At 56.1% G+C, this 22,221-nt stretch carries 20 protein-coding genes; 4 read left to right on the top strand and 16 right to left on the bottom strand.

Annotation, left to right across the window (positions count from 1 at the left end):
- Positions 1-1,057, top strand: a 1,057-nt coding sequence (locus Q9S52_RS08110) for a glycosyltransferase family 2 protein (RefSeq protein WP_304708755.1), incomplete at its 5' end; no start/stop codon positions are given.
- A gap of 9 nt (positions 1,058-1,066) precedes the next feature.
- Positions 1,067-2,614, top strand: coding sequence for a sugar transporter (locus Q9S52_RS08105; RefSeq protein ID WP_304708754.1), 1,548 nt, complete (start codon positions 1,067-1,069; stop codon positions 2,612-2,614).
- A gap of 92 nt (positions 2,615-2,706) precedes the next feature.
- Here Q9S52_RS08105 and Q9S52_RS08100 read toward each other — a convergent pair whose 3' ends face one another.
- The 14 genes from Q9S52_RS08100 to sppA form a co-directional block, all read right to left on the bottom strand.
- Entirely contained in the window at positions 2,707-3,657 is a 951-nt protein-coding gene (locus Q9S52_RS08100; RefSeq protein WP_304708752.1) for a gfo/Idh/MocA family oxidoreductase, read from the bottom strand.
- A 50-nt stretch (positions 3,658-3,707) separates the two neighbouring features.
- On the bottom strand, positions 3,708-4,706 hold the full coding sequence (locus Q9S52_RS08095; protein ID WP_304708751.1) for a Gfo/Idh/MocA family oxidoreductase: 999 nt from the start codon (positions 4,704-4,706) through the stop codon (positions 3,708-3,710).
- Between the two features lie 196 nt (positions 4,707-4,902).
- Positions 4,903-6,024 carry an N-acetyl sugar amidotransferase gene (locus Q9S52_RS08090; protein ID WP_300730467.1) on the bottom strand — a complete coding sequence of 374 codons (1,122 nt, stop codon included), beginning with the start codon at positions 6,022-6,024 and terminating at the stop codon, positions 4,903-4,905.
- A gap of 30 nt (positions 6,025-6,054) precedes the next feature.
- Entirely contained in the window at positions 6,055-6,798 is a 744-nt protein-coding gene (locus Q9S52_RS08085; RefSeq protein ID WP_304708750.1) for an SDR family oxidoreductase, read from the bottom strand.
- An 11-nt stretch (positions 6,799-6,809) separates the two neighbouring features.
- Positions 6,810-7,730, bottom strand: a complete 921-nt coding sequence (locus Q9S52_RS08080; RefSeq protein WP_304708749.1) for a Gfo/Idh/MocA family protein — start codon at positions 7,728-7,730, stop codon at positions 6,810-6,812.
- Entirely contained in the window at positions 7,727-8,446 is a 720-nt protein-coding gene (locus Q9S52_RS08075; RefSeq protein ID WP_304708748.1) for a cytidylyltransferase domain-containing protein, read from the bottom strand. The genes Q9S52_RS08080 and Q9S52_RS08075 overlap by 4 nt, the downstream gene beginning before the upstream one ends.
- Before the next feature lie 7 nt (positions 8,447-8,453).
- Entirely contained in the window at positions 8,454-9,518 is a 1,065-nt protein-coding gene (locus tag Q9S52_RS08070; RefSeq protein WP_304708747.1) for a nucleotidyltransferase family protein, read from the bottom strand.
- Positions 9,515-10,717 carry a UDP-N-acetylglucosamine 2-epimerase gene (neuC, locus tag Q9S52_RS08065; protein WP_304708746.1) on the bottom strand — a complete coding sequence of 401 codons (1,203 nt, stop codon included), beginning with the start codon at positions 10,715-10,717 and terminating at the stop codon, positions 9,515-9,517. The genes Q9S52_RS08070 and neuC overlap by 4 nt, the downstream gene beginning before the upstream one ends.
- On the bottom strand, positions 10,714-11,718 hold the full coding sequence (neuB, locus tag Q9S52_RS08060) for an N-acetylneuraminate synthase (RefSeq protein WP_304708745.1): 1,005 nt from the start codon (positions 11,716-11,718) through the stop codon (positions 10,714-10,716). Before neuB ends, neuC begins: the two co-directional genes overlap by 4 nt.
- On the bottom strand, positions 11,715-12,362 hold the full coding sequence (locus tag Q9S52_RS08055) for an acetyltransferase (protein WP_304708744.1): 648 nt from the start codon (positions 12,360-12,362) through the stop codon (positions 11,715-11,717). The genes neuB and Q9S52_RS08055 overlap by 4 nt, the downstream gene beginning before the upstream one ends.
- Positions 12,359-13,486, bottom strand: coding sequence for a LegC family aminotransferase (locus tag Q9S52_RS08050; protein ID WP_304708756.1), 1,128 nt, complete (start codon positions 13,484-13,486; stop codon positions 12,359-12,361). The genes Q9S52_RS08055 and Q9S52_RS08050 overlap by 4 nt, the downstream gene beginning before the upstream one ends.
- 256 nt (positions 13,487-13,742) lie before the next feature.
- A complete protein-coding gene (locus Q9S52_RS08045) occupies positions 13,743-14,561 on the bottom strand; it encodes a purine-nucleoside phosphorylase (protein ID WP_297623625.1) in 819 nt (272 codons plus the stop codon).
- A complete protein-coding gene (lpxK, locus tag Q9S52_RS08040) occupies positions 14,518-15,600 on the bottom strand; it encodes a tetraacyldisaccharide 4'-kinase (RefSeq protein WP_304708743.1) in 1,083 nt (360 codons plus the stop codon). The genes Q9S52_RS08045 and lpxK overlap by 44 nt, the downstream gene beginning before the upstream one ends.
- A 222-nt stretch (positions 15,601-15,822) precedes the next feature.
- Positions 15,823-17,673, bottom strand: coding sequence for a signal peptide peptidase SppA (gene sppA, locus Q9S52_RS08035; RefSeq protein ID WP_304708742.1), 1,851 nt, complete (start codon positions 17,671-17,673; stop codon positions 15,823-15,825).
- 1,200 nt (positions 17,674-18,873) lie between these two features.
- On the opposite strand from sppA, the gene Q9S52_RS08030 reads away from it, so the two are divergent.
- A complete protein-coding gene (locus tag Q9S52_RS08030) occupies positions 18,874-19,314 on the top strand; it encodes a single-stranded DNA-binding protein (protein ID WP_300729137.1) in 441 nt (146 codons plus the stop codon).
- Between the two features lie 1,242 nt (positions 19,315-20,556).
- Here the strand turns inward: Q9S52_RS08030 and Q9S52_RS08025 are convergent.
- On the bottom strand, positions 20,557-20,778 hold the full coding sequence (locus tag Q9S52_RS08025; protein WP_304708741.1) for a hypothetical protein: 222 nt from the start codon (positions 20,776-20,778) through the stop codon (positions 20,557-20,559).
- On the bottom strand, positions 20,763-20,972 hold the full coding sequence (locus Q9S52_RS08020) for a hypothetical protein (RefSeq protein WP_304708740.1): 210 nt from the start codon (positions 20,970-20,972) through the stop codon (positions 20,763-20,765). Before Q9S52_RS08020 ends, Q9S52_RS08025 begins: the two co-directional genes overlap by 16 nt.
- A 63-nt stretch (positions 20,973-21,035) precedes the next feature.
- Between Q9S52_RS08020 and rlmN the strand changes: the two genes are divergently transcribed.
- Positions 21,036-22,085, top strand: a complete 1,050-nt coding sequence (gene rlmN / locus Q9S52_RS08015) for a 23S rRNA (adenine(2503)-C(2))-methyltransferase RlmN (RefSeq protein ID WP_304708739.1) — start codon at positions 21,036-21,038, stop codon at positions 22,083-22,085.
- Positions 22,086-22,221: the final 136 nt, after the last annotated feature.

Genomic DNA, 22,221 nt, shown 5'->3' with positions numbered 1-22,221 from the left:
TGTCAAAATAACCGAACGATTAATGGGCAATACCGTTAGTAAAAGCAATGAACCGTTAGTGAGCATTATCATTCCGACCTACAATGTGGAAACGTATGTCGGACGCTGTATGGATAGTGTGGTGGGTCAGACTTATTCGCATCTGGAGATTTTGCCGGTGGATGACGGTTCGACGGATCGGTGTGGGGAGATACTTGATAGGTATGGAAAAGAGGATGATCGGATTCGGGTCATTCATCAAGAAAATAAAGGGCGTATCGCTGTACGTAAAACAGGGATTGAGCAGGCGAAGGGCGATTATCTGTTTTTTGTCGATGCGGATGATTGGATTGAGCCGCAGGCTATTGAAGTATTAGTAGAGCGGGCTTTGGAGACCGGAGCGGATGTCACGATGGGGTATCATGGCAACGTGGGCGATGATGGAAATCGGCAGCCATCGTTTTTTCCTTGCCGGACGTGGGTGTTTGGGCGCGATGAGTATGTACGGGAAATGATGGATTGTCAGATATCTGGCAGTATTTGTACCAAGTTGTTCAAACGAGGGATTCTTACGCTGGAAGCATGTGATTTTCCGAGAAAGTATTCAGCTGCGGAAGATCATGTGATGAATTGCGGCACATTTTGTCGGATATCGAAGGCGGCCGGTGTGGGGGAAGTGCTTTATAACTACTATATGCGTCCGGATTCGATTTGTCATACGTTCGTGCCTAGGATCGGTTATTATCAGGAATTATTTGTGTGGGCCGTTCAGAATATGGGGTCGGAGTTGGCTGTACGTTATGAAATCGAACATCGGAGTTTCTTTTTGCGTATTTATTTAGATATTATTTTTTCTGAACTTATTCAAAACGGCCATACCTATGTGGGTACCGAACCGTTTGAATTGGTGCGTTCCGAGTGCCGTAATCCATCCATAACAGGACGACTTCCCTGGCAATATCGCCTTAAGGCTCGATTGGTTAGGCATCCTCGGTGGTTGCATTTTGTCGTGCATATGTGGCGATTGCTTAAGAAGAGAAACTCATGGAGACTTTTTATCCCGGTCGAAAATCCGTAGCTTTGTAAAATGACTGCGGAATCCAGAGCGCATAAGAGTTTCCTCAATGCTCGTACCAATCTGATTTTCTATTTTTTGGTATTGGCTGCGACTTTCTTTTCGAGAAAAATCTTTCTCGAAAAGTTAGGAGACGATTTTGTGGGGATGACCTCGACGCTTTCCAATCTGCTCGGATTGCTCAATCTGGCGGAATTGGGAGTGGGGAGTGCGGTGGGGTATATGCTCTACAAACCGCTGGTCGAAGGAGATCGGGAGCGGATTAATCAAATCGTTTCGGTATTAGGCTATGTCTATCGCAAGATTGGCTTGGTGGTGATTGCCGGAGCGGTCGTATTGGCTGTTTTTCTGCCCTGGATCCTGGAAAGTGCGCCGTTCAGCAATTTGCTCATCTATTTTACCTATTTGAGCTATTTGGTGGGAGCCGTACTGGGGTATTTTGTCAACTACCGGCAGTTGTTGCTGAATGCCGATCAGCGGCAGTATGTGGTGACCGCTTATTACCAAAGTGCCAATATCTTGCGGCTCTTGATCCAGATGGCCGTGCTGTATCGCACCTCCAATCCGTATTATTGGGTAGGGATCGAGATCGGATTTTCGTTTATCTATAGTTGGATTCTGAACCGGCGTATCGACCGGGCCTACCCGTGGTTGAAAACCGCGGTCCAGAACGGACGACAGTTGCTGAAAGCGTATCCGGAATTGATTAAATATACCAAACAGATTTTCGTTCACAGGATAGGAGCGACCGCACTGTTCAATCTTTCTCCGGTATTCGTCTATGCCTATACATCGTTGACGATAGTAGCGTACTATACGAACTATACGCTGATCGTGTCGAAAGTGCAGTTGCTGGTTTCGCAGCTTTTGGGGAGCGCCGATGCCGGGATCGGCCAGCTGGTGGCCGAGGGAGATGAGAACCGGATCCAAAAAGTGTTTCGAGAGATATTCGCCCTGCGTTATTGGGTAGGAGGCACTTTGGTCGGGGCGCTATGGTTCGGATTGAATCCGTTTATTCAACTGTGGTTGGGGGCGGAGTATCTCTTGCCGCCGGGTACGGTGGCTCTGATCCTGTTGAACCTCTATATCATGTTTACCCGTGTGGCCGATAGTTTCAACATGGCTTACGGCTTGTTCTATGATACCTGGGCGCCGATTACGGAGGCCGGATTGAACGCGGGATTTTCCGTGTTGTTAGGTCATTTCTGGGGGTTGAACGGGGTTTTGTTGGGAACCACCCTGAGTATGTTGGCGATCGTGGTGATTTGGAAACCTTATTTTCTGTTTAGCAAGGGTTTCCGGTTGTCCGTATGGAGATATTGGCGGCGGGTGGGAGTTCATGTATTGATTCTGGCCGGAGTATTTGTTTTAATCGGATGGTTGAATCGTTATTGTCCGGTCGACCCGGCGGCGGGATACGGCGTTTGGTTCCTCTATTCGTTGACTGTCACGGCTCTTTTTGCCCTGTTGCTTTTTGGTGTAATGTTGCTCTCGACGGAGGGAATGCGTACTTTGACATCGCGCATGATGCAGTTGATACGCAGTCGATTGCGGCGTTAAGGGATGGGGTGCTCCGTGATGCGTACAAAAAACGGGAACCTGTCGATTCAAGGTTCCCGTTTTTTCTGAAAGTATAAGCAGGAGGGGGTGTTTTAATCGGTATATCCGCTCATTGCTTTATAGTACCGTTCGATGTGTTCTTTTTGTTGTGCCACGGTGCAAAAACGCGTGTAATCTCCCGCCAGAAAAGCCTGGGTTTGCAGATAAAATCCCGGTTTAAAGTCGACATCGAGTCGATTGTCGATTTCAACCGGATTAACCGTCACCGACCCGATTTCTTGTATTTGGAGTGTCTCCATGGGTTTGAAATAGAGTCTGTGCTTTCGAGTCAGCATCTCGATCACCCACCGCCCCGGTGCCGTCCAGTTGCCTTGATAAGAGAATAAAGCCCCATTATTCGTAATACCGGCGCCGGCGTATTTCGAACCACTCGGATGCCAGGTTAATACATTCTCTCCTCCGTGATAAGCCGTTAATTCTTTGGGCTGTCCTCCTAAGAAAAAAGCGGTATCGATCACATGAGAAGAATTGCCCATAAACCAAGTCTGATGTTCTACTTTTGTTTTAGGCAATGGTGCGATTGTATGACTCCATTCCGTAAACTCGAAGTTGAAAGATGAGACTCCGCCATCTTCGGCGATAATCTTTTCTGCCGCCAATACCGAAGAATAGAATCGACGATTATATGCCAATACCACGTCTGCCCCGGCTCGATTCACCGCTTCATCAAGCCGCTTGATCTCCGACATCCAGCCGATTCCCGGTTTTTCTTGCAAAATATGTTTTACTCCGTAACCCAACAGTTCGATACATGTGTCAGTCAGTGCTTCGATTCCCACTGCGACAATAGCCTGTTGAGGTACAGCCGGTCGTGTGGCCAAATAAGCGGTTAAACCTCCGCGAATAGCTTGCTGGCCAGTTTGTTTTTCAAATGCGGATGCCGAAAGTTCTCCTCGTCCGATAGCTGTATATTCTACCCCTATCGCATTGAGAACTTTTGCATATTCAATGCCCATCAATCCTGTTCCTATAATCCAAATCATAACAGTCGACATTTATTAACCCGAACACCTTATCGTGCGTGTGGGTAAATTTAAGTGATAGGGAAAATTTCTTTGTAGGTCTTACTATACGAAAGCCATTCAAACATCAGTTGATGTGCTTTGAATGATTCGGCTAATTCTGGTAACAGATTGACACCGTTCGATAACCCGTCAAGCCATTGTGTCGTCAAGTCTCCTAAGAATGGCGCTTCATATTTTTGGATAGGTTGTTCTTCAAAATCGGCAGCATAACGATAGATCGGCATTGTGCTATCGATTTTTCGAAGAATGGTCCGTCGGGTAGCGGCAATTTCGTCGATGACGATGCGTGCAAATGGTGCTACAATCTCCCAACTGCCAAATACGGGACTGTCGGCAGCCATGGAAATCATTAATTTGCCCACATAGTTTTCTTTCTGGTAAAATTTGATGACAGCCCATCCGCCGAAATCGCCGAAATCACTTCCGCGTCCACTCGGAATGATTCGCTCGTCTATCTCGGCCGCCACGATTTCAGCCCGATCGGCATCCAAGAAAAAGAAAACTTTATCTAAATAATGTATCCCATTACAACCGATTCCTAATGTCCCGGTGTTAATCGTAATCGTTTTTTCACCCTGCATCTGCGGCACAGTACATAAATCTGCCTTGAGTGCCCGGACCGGTTTGTATAAACGCATATTCAGATTGACGACTGTTGTCAGTGGCAGAGAGTCTGTATATGTTATCAGCTCTTTTACTTCGTTTAAACTTTGCCCGAGCGGCTTTTCGATCATCAGCCATTTACATCCGCAGGCTGCGGCTAAATCGATCAGGGGGCGACGGTTTTTTGCGGTGCTGGCGATAATACATACATCCATCGGTTCCGCCTGGAATTCGGTCACCAATTTTGTGGACAAACGCGGATCATCCTGACTTGCTGTGCGCGCTTCGGCCAAAGCATCCGGATTTATATCGAGTATCGTCACCTGACGGCAATGTTTGCTTTGCAATGCCCCTTGCAAATGGCGGATACCCATACGACCGGCTCCTATAATTAAAATATTCATACGAGTGTTTGATTCTTTGGTTTCATTACAAAAGTACGTAAATTTTCTATTCTCAAGACCTCTTCTTGTTAGAGGGCTGCGTATAACCTTAGTGTGTTGTATTTCCCGGATTGCGTCGGATGTTCAAGTCAATAAAAAACATGCAGCAAGGTGGTTTCTCTTGCTGCATGTCGATGATAACGATTTGTCCGAGAATTTACCGGATCGGATCTTTTAATATCCACCGACCGGTGGAATCCTGTTCAAACAGATCGCGGTTGTAGTGTTTGTCGATAATGGCCCAAAATTCCGGTTCGGTGTACCCTGCAAAACGGCAAAAATCACGGACGCTGAGCGGATCAAGAGCATGATCATGCTCTTGGACCAGGCGTACCGCCTGCTCCCGAGAAATCATTCCGTAACGGACCATTCGAGCGGCGTAATCCGTAGCTGACGCGTGCCCGAATTTCGGGTACTTCATCCAACTGTGAACCAGATAGGCGCGCGAATCGACCTGGTCCATTTGTTCCACGTGGTGCGTGCGGTTCCACTCGTGCGTGAGATCATGGAAGCCGTATCGTTTGGCGATTTCGTAGTTCTTGAAGCTATTCCATGGGGTGAAATAGCTGACGTAGATCGGATCGAGTTTGTCGAGTTCTTCTGCCGTTGGAGGTTCGAAAAAGTTGAGGTCTTTCAAAGAAACACCGGTCTCTCGACAAAGCTCTTCTGTGTCGATTCCGCTGCCGACTCCGTTGGTGATCTGTCCTCGGGCCGAATAGGTCTCGACTTTATCTGTTCCGATTCCACCGTACTCCCAGCTGACATTCTCTCCGTACACCAGCAGAGGGGTGTTGAATTTGACGGCCATGTGCAGCGGGTAGGTGTAGATGTACCGGTCGATGAAGTAGGTCGGTTTTCCGTACTTTTCGAAAGTATAGCGCATCATGGCTTTTTGAGCCTTGATGTTGGGCTTCATCGAAATCATATCGCACCCGAAGGCCTCGGAAATGTTCTTCAAATTATGTTTTCCGGCTTCCGTCATCGGAAAGTTATCCTCGACCGTAACCAGCAACGGGTTCATGTGCAGAACCTCTTTAAAGAGGTAGGTCTGGTAATGGCTGTCCTTACCGCCCGAAACGGCGATCATGCAGTCGTATCCGTTCGGGCCGTTCATCCCTCTGTATCGGTCGCACAAAGCGAGCAACTCTTTCCATCGCGCATCCCAGTCCACCGTATTGCGGTGTTCGTAGCTCTGACAAGCGGAGCATATACCCTCTTCGTTGAACGTAATGCCGGGTCTTGTCGAAGGCATCACGCATTTTTTGCAGTATTGAGTCATGGTTTCCGTGGGTTTAGGATCGGTGAGGATTTAAATGGCGGTCCAGCCGCCGTCGATCATTAAATTATGGCCCGTGATAAAGCTTGATTCATCCGACAATAGGAACGCAACGCCGGGAGCCATCTCTTCCGGTCGGGCCATTCGCTTGAGGGGCGATTTGTGGTTGTAGGCCTCTACGAACTCCGTCCGTTGGTTGTCGAACACTCCGCCGGGCGATACACAGTTTACCCGAATCCCATATTTCCCGAAATAGGAGGCCAGGGAGCGGGTGAAATTGATAATTCCGCCTTTGATGGCATTGTAGGCCAAAGGCGAAGTTCCCCCGTATCCTTCGTAAATCGTGAAGTCGTTCCCCACCACTCCGTAAATAGACCCGAAGTTGACGATGGAGCCCGAGCCTTGTTCTTTCATTACGGCGAGCACTTTCTGGCAAATCAGGAATACGGCATTGAGTTGCATATCCACGTTTTTCTGCCAGCTCTCATAGGGTACGTCTTCAAATTTGGTTCCCCAGTCCGATGTTCTGGGATAAGCGGCGTTCACCAGCCCGTCGATCCGTCCGTACTTGTCTAACATATCATCCACCAGCTCGTCGATTTGCGCCGGATCGGTCACATCATAAGCTATGTCCGGAAGCTCGCCCCACCGGTTCGGTCGGTCGACATCCACGCCGACCACCGCTTCGGCGCCGGATTCGCGGCAATAACGTACGATTTCTCGGCCGATCAGTCCGCCGCTACCGGTGACAATGATGATTTTTCCTTCGAGTTTCATATTCCTGCGTGTTATTCCAGGCAAATGCGAAGCACGTCATAGGCTTCGTCGATCGTATTGAAAGCCTCTGCGCTGTCCGTCCCGAGGCGATGCAGAAAGTCTTCCATTTGGGCCGGATAGGTGTCCGCAAATCGTTGCGGGCTTTCGAAAAGCACTGTCCCGGTGCCGAGATCGGTTACGGTATTGGCCGCTAAATCTACCTGCCATGTAGCATCTTCGAATACCAGTTCCAGCGTTCGTCGATAATCTCGTCGATAATAGTTCAATACGACCGAGACGGCAAATGTAGGATATTCAAAACAATAATTGGCATAGTCCCAGGCGGAAATGTCGAGCGAGGAGACGTTTCGGAATGTTTTCCGTACCGTTTGCGGAGCTCCGAAAAGCCAATAGAGGTAGTCTATTTCATGGATCAGGTCGATGTGCACGCCTCCGCCCATCTCCCGGTTGGCGCTGTAACAAGTGCGCCACGCTTCGTTTTTCAGAGTCGGTCGCCAGTCGGGGAGATAAGAACCGCAGTAGGCGTTCACTTCATTCACTCGTCGTCCGGCAAGGTGTTTTTTGATCCACCTCAGGCTGTCGAGGAATCGCAGGTTACAGGCGATGTAGGTCGGACTTCCGATGGTCGGCAGCGGGCGTGAGAGGTCGGCGAACAGGGGTTTCTCAATAAAGAGCGGTACGCCGCTTCCGGCCAATGCGACCACGGTGTCGTAGTGTTGTGCCGTGGGGTTGGAGATGATGATAAAGTCGGGCCTGCATGCGAGCAGTTCGTCCAGCGAATAAAGGTCGGTTATTCCTGCTTCTTCTGTGGAAGCGGGCGATGTCGCATGCGAGTGGCGCAGGGCGACGATTTCCACTCGGGAATCCAGTCCGCGAAGGGCGGCGATATGTTTTCGGGCAATGGAGCCGAGGCCGATAATCCCGACTCTCATAACGCAAAATCGAGTTTATGGTGCTCCATCAGGTAGCTGATGATCTCGAAATCAATGGGGTGATCGAGGTCGAAACAAAGATGAGGCACCTCATAGATCAATGACCGGTCGGTAATCGCCCCTTTGTATCCGGCGTCAAAAAACTCCCGCCGATAAAAATAAAACGAGGCGTTGAGGTCGTAGACTTTCGGTGCTGCCTGTCGTGCCAACACATCGCCGACCGACTTTACCTTGTCGTAATATCCGTTTTCGTTGCGTTCGACCATATTGAAATAAGGACTCCGTCCCGCCGGGCTGACCGAAAAGAGGTTGACAGCCTGGGTATCGGCTTGCAGCAGGTCGAAGGCGGCGTTCAGGTCGGCCAGGTTCCGCAAGGGAGAGGTCACGTCCATATCCAGCACGTAATCGTATCGTTTCCCGTATTGCGTTTCGGAATACCGGACGATGTCGGCGATGGCGTCGATCTTGCCTACCGTATCTCCCGCCAGCGATTCCGGTCGGGTGTAGTCCGAGTCCAGTCCGCACGTATGTGCGACATGCCGGATTTCATCGGAGTCGGTGGAGAGGGCGATGTCTGTGCCCGGATATTGCGCGGCAAACTGTCGTGCCGTGTCGATCGTATAGGCGATTAACGGCCTGCCGCACAGCGGCTTGATGTTTTTTCCCGGAATTCCTTTGCTGCCGCCGCGTGCGCAGATGGTTATCAGTATGTTCATAGTCTGCCTATTGCTTGTTCATGTGCTGGGCCAACTCCTGCACCTTGCGGAAGTCGTCCGGTTTGCCGATGTCGATCCAGTAGCCGGACAACGGATAGCGGATGACTCGTTTCTGCTGCGCAATCAGTGCCTCCATCAGGTCGGTGGCGTTGTAGAAAACACCGTCCGGAATCTGGTCGAGCACCGTGCGTCGGAGCAGGTAGATGCCGGCATTGGCGTAATAATGGAAGTTGGGCTTTTCCTTGATGCCTTTAATCTCGCGCGTGTTCTCGATTTCGAAGATCCCGTAGGGTACGTTGACGTTGTACGGAACGGCGGCGATGCTCATATCCGCATCGTGCTTTTTGAAATGGAGGTAAAAATCCTCCAGGTCGATATTGGTGAACAGGTCGGAGTTCATCACCAAAATCGTGTCGTTGTGCCAGTCGGGAATGAATTTCACGGAACCCATCGTGCCGAGGTATTCCGGTTCGTGCACACACCGAACCCGAACCCCCTCCGTTCCTTTCGGCTGTGCGAAGTGCGTTTCGAGCTGTTCAGCCAGGTAATTGACGGTGACGTTGATATGTTCGATCCCGTGTCGCAGCAGGTTGTCGATGTTATAGTCGATGATCGGTTTCCCGGCTACCGGCAGCAGCGGTTTCGGGGTCTCCAGTGTCAAGGGCCGCAGCCGTTCTCCTTTGCCGCCCGCCATCAGTACGGCGTCGAGCGGCAGAAAGGAGTTTCCGTTGGTGAAATTGAGTATCCGCACGATGCGACCCTCTTCGTCCAGTATGGGTACCAGTTTCAATTGCCGTTGCCGAATCTGCCGCAGGATATCGGTGGCGGATTCTCCGGCTCGAATAAAGGTGAAATCACGATGAATCACCTCCGAAATGGAGGTGTCCACTCCCAGCCCGCCGATCAATGCCCGTCGGATATCGCCGTCGGTTACGGTTCCGACCACTCGCCCCGTATCGCTTTCGATGGCAAACAGGGTCAGCGACAAATCGGCCGAAATGTCGTTGAGTTTCCGCACGGCGTCCAATATGGTAGCGGTCTGGGGGATAATATGTCGTGTGTGGTCTCTCATTCCGTCGTCGTGTGCGGCAGGTCGTGGAAATGCTTTTGTACGGCTAAGGCCTGCCCGCCCCGGTGTTTTTTGATCGTTTCGTAAATGCGTATCGCCGTGTCCGGCCGTTCGTAAGGGTTGAAGCCGGTGGCCGGAATCCCGCCTGTTAAAAGTAACGATAATTTTTCAATAATCTCCTCTTGTGTCGTTCCGCAGTGCACGACCGACGGTGCCGCGATCCGTCCCCGCTGCCGGTCGCCGATATCGATCGTCGGAATCCGGAAGCTCGGCACTTCGACGATCCCGCTGCTCGAATTCCCCACCACCCCGCCGATATATTGCAAGACGGACAGATAGCGTTTTAATCCCAATGAGGTGAACCATACGCACCGCTTGTTCCGGCTCGCCTCGGCGCACCATGTTCGTATCCGCTCCGCAATAACCCCGCTGCCCGTGTCCGAGTTGGGCATCGTGAAGATGACCCGCACGCCGGCACGGGTGCGCATGGTGTCGTCCAGAGCCCCCAGCAAGGCGTCGATTTGCTGTTCGGCATCGGACTGTTCGTCGAGTGTCACCGGATGGTAGGTGACCAGCAAGGTCTGCCGGTCGAGCGGGAACCCTCCGAGGCTCTCTTCGGTCTGTGCCTGAGACCACAAAGGTATCTGCCGTATATTGTCCACCCCGATCGCGCCCACGTTATATACCGTTGCAGGATCTTCGCCCAGCTGGATGACCCGTTGCCGATATGCCTCCGTCGAGGTGAAGTGCAGGTGCGACATCTTCGTGATCGCGTGCCGTATCGCGTCGTCGAAGGCTCCCTCGGTGATCTCTCCGCCGTGCAGATGGGCCACGGGAATCCGAAAGATCAACGCCGCCTCCACCGCACACAGAATCTCGTATCGATCCCCCAGCACGATAATCAGGTCGGGCTTTAGCGCATCGTACGCCCGCGCGAACCCGCTCAAGGCGCGACTCATCTCCATAACGGTCTCCTGCGGGGTATCTTCGGTCGCGGTTTCGTCGATCGTGGGCACGCGGTAGTCGATGGCGAATCCGTCGGATTCGATCTCTTTACTGGTCTCGCCGTATCGGGCCGAGAGGTGCATGTGGGTGGCCACGATTTGCAGCTGCAACTCCGGATCGGCCGCAATCAGCCCGGCCAAGCGTGTGAGGAGCCCCCATTCGGCCCGGGTGCCGGTGACTATGCAGATTTTTTTCATAATTCGATCGGTTCGTCCGGTTCGAAATTTCGCGGGGCCGGTTGTCCGACAACGGATTCCCAGCGCATCGGGCTGAGTCCCGTCCCGGGCCGTTTGGCCGTGAGATTTTCCTCCGTAAACAGCTCTCCCCGCTTAATCGCCGTCACCGCCACAATCGATTTGCGCGCGATGGGAATATTCGGTCGTTCGGCCGGCGTCGGCTCTTTCGTGCCGTTGCCTAAGGCCGATTCCACAACCCGGATTTGCCGCACCATGGCTGTGAGTTCGTCCGGCTCGAGCGAGGCCTTGTGATCCGGCCCGGGCAGGCTCCGATCCAGCGTAAAGTGTTTTTCGATCACGGTCGCTCCCATCGCCACCGCTGCTACGGGTATTTCGATCCCTTCGGTATGGTCGGAGTAGCCGACGGGCAGGCCGAACCGTTCGTGCATGGTCTGCATCGCACGCAGATTGACTTGGTCTTTTGGGGCGGGATATTCGGTGGTGCAGTGCAGCAGGGTAATCCCGTTCCGCGGCGTCCCGAAGCGGGTCAGCACGTCGATAGCCGCTTCGATTTCGTCGAGCGTAGCCATCCCGGTCGATAAAACGACCGGTTTGCCGGTTCGCCCGATGGCGCGCAGGTAGGGAAAATTGGTCAGTTCGCCGCTGGGTACTTTCCAGAGGGGAAGGCCTAAGGTATCGAGAAAAGCAATGCTTTCCGAATCGAAAGCGGTGGAGAAGAAGCGGACGCCTCTGGCCTGGCAATGAGATACAAGTGCGTGGTGGTCGTCGGCCGAGAGTTCGAGCCGCTTGAGCATGGTGTACTGCGACTCTTCGCCGTGACCGAGATTGCGGCTTTGATAGGCAGCCTGCCGAGCGGTTCGGGTCACCAGTTTGTCGGCCTGAAAGGTCTGGAACTTGACATAGTCCACTCCTGCCGCCGCAGCAGCGTCGACGAGCTGCCGAGCCAGCTCCGGGGAGCCGTTGTGGTTTACGCCGGCTTCGGCGATGATCAGTGTCCTCATAGTCGCTTCATGAGTATGGCCGGATTTCCGGCATAGATGCCCGGTTCTTTCAAGGTCTTGCGCACGAAAGAGCCGGCGGCGATGATACTATCGGGTGCGTTGATCGAGATGCCGTTGAGTAGCACGGACTGAGACCCCAAAAAAACTCCCGGGGCGATCCGACAGTCGCCGTTGACCATGGCTCCGGTGGAGATGTGGCAATAGTCGTCCACCCGGGTATCGTGTTCGATGTTGGCGAGGGTGTTGATGATACAGTTTTCGCCGACTACCGCTCTGGCATTGACCATGGCGCCGTGCAACACCACGGTTCCCGCACCTAGACAAGCGTGTCGCGAAACGTGGGCGGTCGAGGCGACGATGGTGGCGAACGCTCCGCCGGCGGCAAGGATCCGCGCGGCGATCTGTCGTCGTATCGCTGCGGTCTTGATGTGTCCGACGGTGATGACGAATCGACAGTCACGGTTGGCGGCAATCAGATTGGGTATGTCGTCGTCGGTGCCGAGCACGGAATAACCCAAAACATCGGTTCCCACTTTATCCGGTGTGTCAAGTATGCCGGCGATTTTCCATGCTCCGGCCGATTCCGCCGCTTCGATCACCGATTTGCAGTGGCCCCCGCCGCCGATCAGAATAAGCGGCTTCATAGTCGTACCGAGCTGGGGAGGTTGACGATGCGGTCGGAGAACCATTCGGCGGTGGAAAGGTCGCCGCATTCCGATCCGGCGAACATCGGAAGGCGGTTCATCAGCTCCCAAATCGGACGGGTCATCACCCCCTTGTCATTGGTCTGGGTCAGGAACTCGATCTGTGCTTCGTGATCCGGCAGAATCACGGCGTTCAGCCAATAGTTGCTCCGGGTATCCGCCGGCTCGCCGAAAAATTCGATATTCGCAGGGTGGTTGGAGAAGTGGGCCGCATATTCCGCAGCTACGGCCCGTTTGGAGTCGATATAGGCCGGAAGACATTCCAATTGCGCACATCCCAAGGCGGCATTGATGTTCGGCATCCGGTAGTTATACCCCACCGCATCGTGTACGAATTCCCAACGGTGCGGCACTTTGGCTTGGGTGGTCAGGTGTTTGGCCCGTTCGGCCAGTTCGATATTTTCTTCGTTGAAAAGGAGCATTCCGCCGCCGCCGGTGGTAATGGTCTTGTTTCCGTTGAAGCTCAGCACGCCGACGCGGCCGAAAAGACCGGTGTGCCGTCCTTTGTAGAGCGATCCGACACTCTCTGCCGCATCCTCCACCAGCTCGATGTGCCACTCCCGGCACACTGCGACCAACTCGTCCAGGTGTACCGGATGGCCGAAGGTGTGCATCGGTACGCAAGCCTTGATCCGTCGGCCCGTCCCTTTGTTGTAGCACTGCCCGTCCCGTACCGCGGCATGTCCGGCCAGCCATTCGCCCATCCGGGCCGGTGAGAGGCCCATGGTGTCGCGATCCACGTCCACGAATACCGGATGCGCTCCGCAATACGAGATCGCGTTGGCCGTGGCGATAAAGGTCAGCGGTTGGGTGATCACCTCGTCTCCGCGCTCCACGCCGGCCAGCATCAGGGCCATGTGCAAGGCATTGGTGCCGCTGACGCACACCACGGTTCTGGCAGCGCCGGTATAAGTCGCCATATCCCGTTCGAATCGGTTGACGAATTCACCCACGCTGGAGACGAAAGTGGTGTCGATACACTCGTTCAGGTATTTTTTTTCGTTCCCGGAAAAGGTCGCGGCATGCAGCGGTACGAACCCCTGTGCGGCATAGGCGGGATACATCTCCCTGATTTTTTCGATAATCTGTCGGTAGTCCACGGTCTTTCGATTTACCATACAAAGATACTCCTTTATATGATATCCTGTATGGAACCCGCGGATGGGTTTCCGCCATCGGATCGTTTCGGACCTATTTGCGCAGAACATCTGCCGGATTGGCTCGTACCGTTCGCCAGGACTGCCACAAGACCGAACTCCCGGCAATTGACAAAAGGTTGCCGAAGGGCTGGAAAAGATGTGTCAATGCTTTGGAGAGAGTTTACAACTCCGCGACGAAGCGTTCGACCAAGGCGCACATCCGCGGCGTCGCCTCACGACCCGCGGCGATCACCTCGTCGTGCGTCAGCTTCACCCCCGTCCCCGTCAGCACGTTCGTGATCAGCGAGAGGCCGAATACGCGAACCCCCCGGTGCCGCGCTGCGATCACCTCCGGCGTCGTGGACATCCCCACCGCATCGCCGCCGATCTGGCGGAAATAACGTACCTCGGCCGGCGTCTCGTAGCTCGGCCCGGTCGTCCCCACATAAACCCCCTGATGCAGAACCGCTCCCTGCGCCTCGGCCACCCGATGGGCCTGGGCGATCAGCTGCCGGTCGTACGGCTCGCTCATGTCCGGAAACCGCACGCCCGCCTCCGGATCGTTCGGCCCGATCAACGGGTTCGGAATCAGGTTGATGTGGTCTTCGATCGCCATCATATCGCCCGCCGCGAAACGCGGGTCGAGGCCGCCCGCCGCGTTCGACACGATCAGCGTGCCGATCCCCAGGTCGCACATCGCCTGCACCGGCAAGACCACCTCCCGGATCGGATACCCCTCGTAGTAGTGCACCCGCCCCTCCATCGCGATCACCCGACGACCGCCCAGCACTCCGTAGATGAAGCGCCCTTTGTGTCCCTCGACCGTCGAGCGTGGGAAGTCCGGTATCTCGCTGTAACTCAATGTGGAGCTCACTTCGATGCGCTCGGTCAGCGCGCCTAAGCCGGAACCCAGCACGATACCGACTTCGGGCGGGGTCGAAGGGCTGATTCCCAGTCTATTCCGGATGAAGGACGTTGTATTTCTGATTTTCTCTGGCATATTGTTCCAATTGTCGCCGGAAGTCGCTCTCCCGGTTTTCCAAAAATTCCACGCGGATGGAGACGTAGTAGAGTCTCCGTTTGAAGTCGTCGCTGATTTTCCGGCTGTTCATGAGCCGGACGGCGTCTTTCTCGGTCACCACCACGACGGTCTCGGGCGGACAGCCGGACAAGGCCTCTTCGGCGGCGTGTATGTCCTTCATCTTGAAGGTGTAGTGGTCGCGGAAGACGAATGTCTGCCGCAGGTCGTAGCGGGATTCGAGCCCGGCCAGAAAACGGGTCGGGTTGGCGATCCCGACCATGGCGATCACCGGCGTCCCTTCGGGCAGCGTATCCGGCTGGCCGTAAGCCGGATAGAGCGGCTTGGGGGGCTGCGAGACCATCCGGGTGAAGTAGAGGCTTTGGTACGGATAGAGGTCGAGGTTCTTGCTGACGATCCGGTAGTCGAGGGGTTTCATCTCTTCGGGACACTTCGTGACGACAACCATCTGGGCCCGCGAGAGTTGCGCCGGGCGGTCGCGCAGCCGGCCGAGGGGCAGCATCCGGTCTTCGTAGACCGGGTTGTGGTAGTCCATCAGGACGATGTTGACCCACGGTTCGACGTAGCGGTGCTGGAAGGCGTCGTCCAGAATGATGAGGTTGACTTCGGGATAGGCTTCGCGCAGCCGTTCGATCCCCTCGACGCGCCGTTCGCAGACGGCGACGGGAATGTCGGGGTACTTGAGTTTGATCTGTTTGGGTTCGTCGCCGACTTTCTTGAAGGAGCTGGTCACCGTGGCGAGCAGGAAGCCTTTGGTCTTCCGTTTGTAGCCGCGCGAGAGGACGGCGACGCGGAACTCGCTGGAGAGCAGCTCGATGAGGAGTTCGGTGTGGGGGGTCTTGCCGGTGCCGCCGACGGTGATGTTCCCCACGCAGATGATGGGGATGTCGAATTCGCGGCTCTTCAGCACGCCCCAGTCGAACAGCCGGTGGCGGATGTCGATCACGCCGCCGTAGAGCCAGGCTAACGGGGCGGCCAGTATTTGTCCGAGCAGTTTCAATGTGCTATTATATTGGTTACGAGTCGGTTGTGCGGTATCTCCGGGGGGCTCGCGCGGCGGGGTGAAAACGGGAGGGCGGAGGCGGGAAGTTACAATAAAATGTTGTAACTTTTAAACAGAATATAGTAACTTTATTGTAACATTTATACATAATCGGTGCGAGAAGTAGTTGTAGGGCCGATTGTGTTACAACATGGGGTTTATATTCGTTCACTTTTTTGCTCAGTAGCGCCATTCGAGGGTGAAGGGTATGGAGGCCTGGATGCCGCTCCGGGGGATCAGGGGCCGGAGGTGTTCGAGTTCGCGGTCGAGCAGGCGGGGGCCGGTGGCGGCAGAGGGGCTGCTGCCGAGGCCGAGGCGGGCGACGATGCTGCCGCTCAGCGAGCCGAGCAGGGTGGCGAAGGTGGGTTCTTCGGGTTCGGGGTATTGCCGGATGGCGTAGTCGTTGTCGGAGAGGCCGGCTCGCTGGGCGGCGAGACGGATGGCGTCGCGAAGGGTGCCGGTGGCGTCGGTCAGGCGGTGTTCGGTGGCTTGGAGGCCTGTCCAGACGCGTCCGCCGGCGAGGGTGTCGACGGTGTCGAGGCCGAGGCTGCGCCCTTCGGAGACGACTTGCAGGAAGCGGTTGTAGACGCTGTCGACGCCGTTCTGGATATAGAGGCGTTCGGCGGGGCTGAGGGGACGGAAGGGGTTGCCCATGTCGGCGCCGGGGGCGGTGCGGACGCCGTCGGAGGTGATGCCGAGGTGGCGGGAGGCGCCTTCCTGGAGGTTCACGACCAGACCGAAGACGCCGATGGAGCCGGTCAGGGTGGTGGGGGCGGCGAGGATGTAGTCGGCGTCGCAGCTCATGTAGTAGCCGCCGGAGGCGGCGTAGTCGCCCATGGAGACGATGACGGGTTTTTCGGATTGGCGGAGCTGGCGGACTTCGCGCCAGATGATTTCGGAGGCGAGGGCGCTGCCGCCGGGGCTGTTGACGCGCAGGACGACGGCGTGGATGTCGGGGTCGCGGCGAATTTCGCCGAGGGTCGCGGCGAGGGTGTTGCCGACGATCTGTTCGTTCGGGTCGCCGGCGTCGACGATGTCGCCGGAGGCGTAGACGATGGCGATTCCGTTATCGGAGTCGGGATTGCCGAGGAGGTCGGCGGAGGGGGTGGCGGGGTTGTCGTGGTAGTCGGCGAGGGGGATGAGGCGGGGATCGTCTGATGGGTCGTCGGTGTTGTGGCTCAGGGTGTTGAGTTGGTCGCGAAGTTCGTCGCGGTAGAGGAGGCTGTCGACGAGCCGGAGGCGAAGGGCGTCCCGGGGGGTGGCGACGGCGAGCCGGTCGGCGTAGCTTTGGAGGCTGTCGGGGTTCAATTCCCGGGACTGGGCGATCTCTTGGCACAGGTAGTCCCAGGTGGAGTGGGTGATGGAGGTGAGTTGCCGGCGGTTTTCGTCGCTCAGCCGGTCGAGGATGAGGGGTTCGCCGGCGCCTTTGAAGCGGCCGTGGCGGATGAGGTCGACACGGATGCCGAGTTTGTCGAGGAGGCCTTTGTAAAACAGGACGTTGGCGGAGAGTCCTTCCCAGGCGAGGCCGCCCTGGGGGTTGAGGTAGATTTTGTCGCCGATGGTGGCGAGGTAGTAGCTGCCTTGGGAGTAGAGGTCGGCGTAGGAGATGATGAATTTGCCGCTCTCGCGGAAGGTGGTCAGGGCTTGCCGGAGTTCGTAGAGGGTGGCGAGGGAGGTGGGAAGGGCCATGGGCATCTCGAGGTAGATGCCGTCGATGCGGGGGTCTTGGGCGGCGAGTTCGATCCGGCTCACGGCGTCGAGCAGGGTGGTCTGGTGCCGGAAGCTGAGGGCGCTGTAGTCGAACAGGGCGAGGGCGTTGTCGACGGGTTTGTCGACGATGGGGCGGGAGAGGTCGATGTGCAGGATGCTATGGGGTTGCAGGTGGCTCTTCCCTTTCTGGCTGCGCGAGCCGGAGGAACTGAGTACGCTGAGCAGTCCGGCGAATACGAAGAGGCTGAACAGAAAAAAGAAGATGCCGCTCACGAGGATGGCGAGCAGGCTGGCAAAAAAGGTCTTGAAAAAGGAGTTCATGGGTATTTCTGTGACTTTTAGGTCGTTGTATCTGTGGTTCTCGGGCTGGGGCTGTCGCTGCCGGTTGCTTGGGGTAGAGGCTGCCGCGTTGGTTAAGGCCGTGGGCAGGTTGAGGATGCGTCAGCATCCGTCTAAAGTTTTTTCGGTTCCTTTTGTTCACAACCGACGCTGCCAGCGAGTGCAATGCAAACGTAGTTTGCAAATTGCCGAGCGGCGAGGAGGAAGGCGAAGCCAAAAGGAACAGTTCCATTCGGGGCAGTGCCTAGACGCGCGCCGCCGCCTAAAGGAGCGATTCAACTATTTCGGCAATGAGCCGAATATAGATGAATCGCGCGAGGCGCGCGGAAACGCGGCGGAGCGAAAGCGGAGCCGCAGTGAGGCGGACACGGGGCGGAGAACTGGGGCGAGCTTTGGGCTGAACTTGTTGGCTGTGCTTTGGGCTGTGCTCTTGCGACCCAACGGGTCGCGCGGGCCGGAGCCACCCCCGGCGGCGGGCTGCAACTCGACGGAGCTCATTGCACTCACCGCTGGCGGCGAACAACTTTAACAAGGTGTGCCCGAGGACGAACTTTCAAGAATTGGGGCGGTTGAATGGGTTGTGCTTTTGCGGTTCATAGAACCGCCGTCCTCGGCGAGAGCGACGCATTAGCGGCGCGTGGGGGGCGCGCCGAGGACGCATTGGCGGCGCTTGTAGCTGGTAAGTACGGGTCGGACGCCCGGGCGGAACGCAACGAACGTAGTGAGTTTGCGGGCCTCCCGAGGGGGAGGCGTCCGGCCCGCGCGGTTCTTCGAACCGCAGGAGGCAGTTCCCAAACGAAGTTGCCATTAAAAAGACACAGCACTTCGCCCGTTTATTCTGAGAGGCAACGCAACTGAAAACCGTAGGCACGGTGGCTCGGATTACTCACTTTAAGGCTCGATGTGCTGAATAACAAATAAATGCCGTTGATGCTACTCGTGGCAGAGGATCTGGAAATTCCGCTGTTGCCGCATTGTCGCAATTCTCCTCCCTGTTTGTCATATCCCGAGTCGCGGGAGCCCGGGGCGGGGAGGGGCGCTGCCAAAGAACGATAAAAGGCTAATTTCGGCTAAGATACGATTTTTTCACAAGAGACGCGTAGGTAGTCCCCGGAAATGCGTTATCTTAGATGCGGAGTGGGAGAATCTCACTCAGGAAAATAGCATTAAATACATTCATCTATGGTCAATAAAGTCATCCTGATCGGGCATGTGGGGGCGGAGCCAGAGGTCAGGGCGCTCGAAACGGGCAATAAAATGGCGAAAGTGAGGGTCGCTACTACGGAGCGAATCTATAACGCGGCGACGGGCGAAAAACGCGAGCACACGGAGTGGCATACGGTGGTGTTGTGGCGGGGGCAGGCGGACTTTGCGGAGAGGTACATCCGAAAGGGGGCGCAAATTTATGTGGAGGGTAAAATTCGGTCGAGGGAGTGGATGGAGGAGGCTACGGGGAACAAACGGTATGCGGTGGAAATTTTGTCGGAGGAGGTGCGGTTGCTGGGCGGTGGGCGTCGGAACGAGGGGGCGTTGGGGGATGATCGGCGGCAGGAGGCTCGGAAAGAGGGTGTTGAAGAGGGGGTGCCGGAGTTGTCGAAAGATGCGAGCGATCTGCCGTTTTAAGGGGCTGGAATGTCGGAGGGTGTCATTGGGGAGGAATAGGGCTAAGATAGTGGGATTGCTCGCTTGGGCATATGTATGGGGTGATTGAAGAATTTGGGCTGTTCCCACGCGTTTTACGCGCGAGTAGAAAGGGTAGAGGCTGCCAATAAACCACCCGAAGGGTGCGCCCGCCCGGCGTAAGGGCAGTCCCCTCAAACCCATCGCGCGGACAGAGATTTGGGCCGTCGGCAGTTTGAGGATGCGTCAGCATCCGTCTAAAGTTTTTCTGGTTCTCTTTGTTCACAAAGAGAACAGTTCGAGGCGGGGCAAAGCTCGACCGCGCGCCCCGCCTAAAGAAGCGATTCAACTATTTCGGCGGTGAGCCGAAATAGAATGAATCGCGCAGGCGCGCGAAAAAACTCGACTTCGAGCAAAAATCCGTCGCCCACCCGCTTAAAGAGGGATTTCGCTCATTTTGCAATAGCAAAATCGAGATGAAATCCCAGCGGGCGACGCCAACGCGGCGGAGCGCAAGCGGAGCCGCAGTGAGGCCGACCTGGGGCGGAGAACTGGGTCGAGCTTGGGGCTGGAATTTAGGCTGAGAGCGAATAGCGCGATTCCGAGAGGAATCGCCGTCCTCGGGCGCAGCGACGCATTAGCGGCGCGTGGGGGCGCTCCGAGGACGAGTGGGCCGTGCTTTTGCGGTTCGTAGAACCGCCGGGCTTGCGCGCTGGGCCTTCGGCCCACCCCTGGAGCGCGCAGCCCGAAACCGACAGAAAAAAGCTGTGCTCCTGCGACCCTAAGGGTCGCGCGGGCCGAAGCCTCTCGCCGCGGAGGGACGCACAGCGTCTTTTGTTGCCAGTCTCTACCCTAAGCAACTCAGGCTTCGACCGCTTGAACTGAGAGCGAGGACGCTATAGGCGGGTGCCGGGGGCGCCAAGGACGAACCCGGCAGCCTTGGGCGGTGAATGGGTTGTTGCTTCTGCGACCCTTTGGGTCGCGCGGGCCGGACGCCTCCCACCGGGCGGCCCGCAACACGCCGCTCGCGCGTCGAGAGTTGCCGTTCCTCCCGGGCGTCCGACCCGCTTTGCTAAGGAGGTAGTGAATTAGGGATTGCTTTCGCGGCCGGAGCCTGCGGGACCCACAGCAACGTGAGTTGCGGGCCTCCGCTGCGGGAGGCTTCGGCCCGTGCGGTTCTTCGAACCGCAGGATTCAGCTCAAAAGTAGGGTAGAGGCTGGCAGTAAAACGCCCTGTGGGCGCGTTTATTCCGAGAGGCAACGCAATTGAAAACCGTGGCCGCGATTGTGCGCGCTGCTGGGATTGAGCCACGTCACGCCGAAATTCAAGTTCATGCCATTGGAACCGCTGACCGTGGAAGCCCAGCTGTAACCGCCGTTGCCGACGTTCACCGGTTCACCTAATCGCCCATTGTAGCCCGCGTCGCGGAAGCCCGGGGCGGGCCGCAGGTTTATTCCGAGAGGCACCGCAACTGAAGACCGTTGGCACGACCGTTCGGGTAGCTCGGCTGAACCGCGTTCATTACGAAACGTAAATAGCAGCCGTATGAGTCGACCACCGAGCTTGACCAATTGTAACCATTGTTGCCGATGCCGCCCGGTACGCCTGTATTGCTGCTGCGGAAGCCCGGGGCGGGGAAAATGGGAATTGTGCGAGACACGGAGGGATGGCGAAGTATAGGGAGATGAGGGGAGAGGTAATTTCAAAAAAGAACGATAGATCGATGGAGAATGAATTGAAAACAGAAGAGTGGTTGGTGGGAAAATCGCTGCAAGAGCTGAAACGGGTGGCGGAGGAGGTCGGGCTGAAGTCGTTTGCGGGAAGGCAGATGGCGGATTGGATCTACAAAAAACGGGTGGCGGAGGTCGACGAAATGACCAATCTCTCGCTCGAGGCTCGCAGAAGGCTGCGGGAGGGAGGAATCGTGGCCGGAAGGATCGATCCGTGCGAGGTGCAGGTCTCGGTGGATGGAACCAAAAAGTATCTCTTCCAGACTCGACGAGGGGGGTATATCGAGGCGGTTTATATTCCGGACGGGGATCGGGCGACGTTGTGCGTCTCGTCGCAGGCGGGATGTCGCATGGGGTGTCGGTTCTGTATGACGGGAAGGCAGGGGTTCGGGCATCACTTGACGGCGGGCGAAATCGTCAATCAGGTGCTGGCGATTCCGGAGGCGGAACGGTTGACCAATATCGTCTTTATGGGGATGGGGGAGCCGATGGATAATATCGAGGAGGTGTTGCGGGCGGTGGAGATTCTGACGGCGGAGTGGGGGTTGGGGTGGAGCCCGACGAGGATTACGGTGTCGACGGTGGGGGTGATTCCGGGGATGGAGCGATTGTTACGGGAAACGAAGGTGCATCTGGCGGTCAGTCTGCACGACCCGTTCCGGGAGGAGCGCCGGGAGCTGATGCCGGTGGAGAACCGCTATGGGATCGAACAGGTGGTCGAGGCGTTGCGGAAACAGGATTTTGCGCATCAGCGACGGCTGAGTTTCGAATACATCGTCTTCAAGGGGGTGAATGATTCGAAAAGGCATGTCGAGGGGTTGGTGAGGCTGTTGAAGGGGTTGGCGTGTCGGATCAACTTGATTCGTTTTCATGCGATTCCGGAGAGTCCGCTGCGGGGGGTGTCGCCGGAGGAGATGAAGCGGATGAACGGGGCGCTGAACGCGGCGGGGATTCTCACGACGACGAGGGGGTCGAGGGGGGAGGATATTCTGGCGGCGTGCGGACTCCTCTCTACGCTGGCGCAGGAGGAGGGGAGCAAATAACGCGGAGAAGGTGCGGGCTTCGGAGCGAGGTTGTTTCGTGAGTTGTTTGGGTAGAGGCTGCCGCAGCAAAACGAAGTTTTGCCCGTCCACGGGACGTGGGGCCCGCGCGGCCCGAGCGCAGTACCCTCCTGTTGGC

This window comes from uncultured Rikenella sp. (assembly GCF_948810725.1).
In the GTDB taxonomy this organism is placed as follows: Bacteria; Bacteroidota; Bacteroidia; order Bacteroidales; family Rikenellaceae; genus Rikenella.
Note: the sequence above shows the minus strand (reverse complement) of the source record. Positions and strands in the feature narration are given on the sequence as shown.

Coding starts and splice junctions, on each gene's coding strand:
- Q9S52_RS08105 (WP_304708754.1), top strand. CDS start 1,067: ATGACTGCGGAATCCAGAGCGCATAAGAGTTTCCTCAATGCTCGTACC.
- Q9S52_RS08100 (WP_304708752.1), bottom strand. CDS start 3,657: ATGATTTGGATTATAGGAACAGGATTGATGGGCATTGAATATGCAAAA.
- Q9S52_RS08095 (WP_304708751.1), bottom strand. CDS start 4,706: ATGAATATTTTAATTATAGGAGCCGGTCGTATGGGTATCCGCCATTTG.
- Q9S52_RS08090 (WP_300730467.1), bottom strand. CDS start 6,024: ATGACTCAATACTGCAAAAAATGCGTGATGCCTTCGACAAGACCCGGC.
- Q9S52_RS08085 (WP_304708750.1), bottom strand. CDS start 6,798: ATGAAACTCGAAGGAAAAATCATCATTGTCACCGGTAGCGGCGGACTG.
- Q9S52_RS08080 (WP_304708749.1), bottom strand. CDS start 7,730: ATGAGAGTCGGGATTATCGGCCTCGGCTCCATTGCCCGAAAACATATC.
- Q9S52_RS08075 (WP_304708748.1), bottom strand. CDS start 8,446: ATGAACATACTGATAACCATCTGCGCACGCGGCGGCAGCAAAGGAATT.
- Q9S52_RS08070 (WP_304708747.1), bottom strand. CDS start 9,518: ATGAGAGACCACACACGACATATTATCCCCCAGACCGCTACCATATTG.
- neuC (WP_304708746.1), bottom strand. CDS start 10,717: ATGAAAAAAATCTGCATAGTCACCGGCACCCGGGCCGAATGGGGGCTC.
- neuB (WP_304708745.1), bottom strand. CDS start 11,718: ATGAGGACACTGATCATCGCCGAAGCCGGCGTAAACCACAACGGCTCC.
- Q9S52_RS08055 (WP_304708744.1), bottom strand. CDS start 12,362: ATGAAGCCGCTTATTCTGATCGGCGGCGGGGGCCACTGCAAATCGGTG.
- Q9S52_RS08050 (WP_304708756.1), bottom strand. CDS start 13,486: ATGTATCCCGCCTATGCCGCACAGGGGTTCGTACCGCTGCATGCCGCG.
- Q9S52_RS08045 (WP_297623625.1), bottom strand. CDS start 14,561: ATGCCAGAGAAAATCAGAAATACAACGTCCTTCATCCGGAATAGACTG.
- sppA (WP_304708742.1), bottom strand. CDS start 17,673: ATGAACTCCTTTTTCAAGACCTTTTTTGCCAGCCTGCTCGCCATCCTC.
- Q9S52_RS08030 (WP_300729137.1), top strand. CDS start 18,874: ATGGTCAATAAAGTCATCCTGATCGGGCATGTGGGGGCGGAGCCAGAG.
- rlmN (WP_304708739.1), top strand. CDS start 21,036: ATGGAGAATGAATTGAAAACAGAAGAGTGGTTGGTGGGAAAATCGCTG.